A 1765-nucleotide genomic window follows, 5' to 3' on the forward strand; every position below is an offset into this window, starting at 1 on the left:
TTTATTAACTTGATTTTAATTAAACATTAGCAGAAAAGCGGTGAGGTTATGGAACACGAAAAAAGCTCTAATATTTCTCCTTCCTCTACGGTGCGAGTAACCAAAATGAACCACCTTGTGGAAGTGCAACATATGGAGCGAATGAATCGTACTAACCATATTCAAAAGTTAGACAAGGAACGGTATCTTAATCTCAAGACTGGTGAGATTGGTGAGTTTAAACAAGGCGAGGTTAGAAGTGACAGTCTTAACTCTTTAAGACAGACGTTTAAGAAGCTCCGTTATTTGATTAATACTAACTATGTGGGTGCTGGTAATGAGCTTTTCATTACCCTTACATACAAAGAGAATATGACCGACGTTAAGCGTTTATATAGTGATTTTAAGAAGTTCATGCTTAAGTTCCGTTATAAGTACGAAAAACAGTATGGATCAATTGACTACATGACTGTTGTTGAACCTCAAGAGCGTGGGGCATGGCATCACCATTTACTCGTTAGATTCAACGATATGACCGGTAGCAAGATGTATATTCCTAATAATGATGTTGCAGCACTGTGGGGGCATGGTTTCACGAATATGCATTCTTTAAACGGTGTCGATAATATTGGTGCGTATCTGTCGGCTTACCTTGCTGATGTGGAATTGACTACTGATAATGTGTTTTTAGCTTTTGATGACAATGTAGAGGTTGTTTCGAAGGTTGTTGATGGTCAAGAGAAGAAGTTTATCAAGGGTGGTCGCTTGCATCTATATCCGAGTGGCATGAATCTTTACCGTAAGTCTAAAGGGATTAAAATGCCTGTTCGTGAAGAAATGAGATATGGGGACATAAAAAAAGTAGTAGGGTCTGAGAAACCCCACTACGTCAAGACTTTAGTCGTCGAGCAGGACGACTTCAAAAACACTATCACCTACGAACAGTATAACACAAAGCGTTAACAACTGAATAGCGGAAGGGAGGGCTGCGAACCCTCCTTTTTGCGTACCCGGAAAGCGTAGCGAAGACGGAGCGCAAACTGAGACGCATGTCCAGTTGAGCAACGGCTCGCACGCTACTGGATACACAACTGGAAGGTACGGCCCCCACCTACTAACAGGGGGGTAGGAAATACATGTGTAAGTGCCGTAGGGCATTGGTGCTTATGGATTCAGGTCACTTTTAAAACTGTACACGTTAGCGTTTATGTCGCGAAAGCTTATTGATATTGAGCAGACCCCCATAAACACTGAAACCAGTGGCTCCCAGAGGGGCGAAGACCCTCGGAGGCGATGGGTTTGGGGGTTTGGGGGTCAGAGGCTCGATGTCAATAAGTCGTGAAATAAAAAGCGTTGACATAGTAAGTCCTAAAGGTGTATATTATACACAGAAGGGAGTTGGATAATAATGGCTAACGAAAATGAGATGAAACGTTTTAATATCAGAATGCCACAAGATATGTTTGACCGTATCGAGAAAACGGCTCATGCAAAGGGTGTTCCAGTTTCGGCATTTATCAACTTGAAAATGGATGAAATTCTGAAACAAGACGAAATGGCGCAAAGTATGAATTTGCTGACTGATCCAGTTGCCTTTGCAAAAATTCTAGAACAGTATAACGGGGGAAAAAAATGAGTACACCAGTTGAACGGCTCAAAGAAACTCTAGACGAGTTTAGTGATGAACATATGATGATTACTGTAAGCCGAAAAGATTTAGAAGCTCTAATTCGTTCGTATGAGAATCTGAAAAAAGAGTTGGAAAAGCGTTCAGAATGAGTTTGTC

At 41.4% G+C, this 1765-nt stretch carries 3 protein-coding genes; all 3 read left to right on the forward strand.

The window, feature by feature from the left end; genetic code table 11:
* The first annotated feature begins 48 nt into the window (after positions 1–48).
* Positions 49–942: a rolling circle replication-associated protein gene (locus tag EXIG_RS15540; protein WP_012362685.1), complete on the forward strand. Its 894-nt coding sequence runs from the start codon at positions 49–51 to the stop codon at positions 940–942.
* Positions 943–1387: 445 nt separating this feature from the next.
* Complete coding sequence (locus tag EXIG_RS15545) at positions 1388–1615, forward strand: Arc family DNA-binding protein (protein WP_012362686.1); 228 nt, start codon at positions 1388–1390, stop codon at positions 1613–1615.
* The gene (locus tag EXIG_RS15990; RefSeq protein WP_012362687.1) at positions 1612–1758 is read left to right on the forward strand and encodes a hypothetical protein; all 147 of its coding nucleotides are present in this window, start codon (positions 1612–1614) and stop codon (positions 1756–1758) included. The genes EXIG_RS15545 and EXIG_RS15990 overlap by 4 nt, the downstream gene beginning before the upstream one ends.
* Positions 1759–1765 lie beyond the last annotated feature (7 nt).

It is taken from the genome of Exiguobacterium artemiae 255-15 (assembly GCF_000019905.1).
Classification (GTDB): Bacteria; Bacillota; Bacilli; order Exiguobacteriales; family Exiguobacteriaceae; genus Exiguobacterium_A; species Exiguobacterium_A artemiae.

Coding starts and splice junctions, on each gene's coding strand:
- EXIG_RS15540 (WP_012362685.1), top strand. CDS start 49: ATGGAACACGAAAAAAGCTCTAATATTTCTCCTTCCTCTACGGTGCGA.
- EXIG_RS15545 (WP_012362686.1), top strand. CDS start 1,388: ATGGCTAACGAAAATGAGATGAAACGTTTTAATATCAGAATGCCACAA.
- EXIG_RS15990 (WP_012362687.1), top strand. CDS start 1,612: ATGAGTACACCAGTTGAACGGCTCAAAGAAACTCTAGACGAGTTTAGT.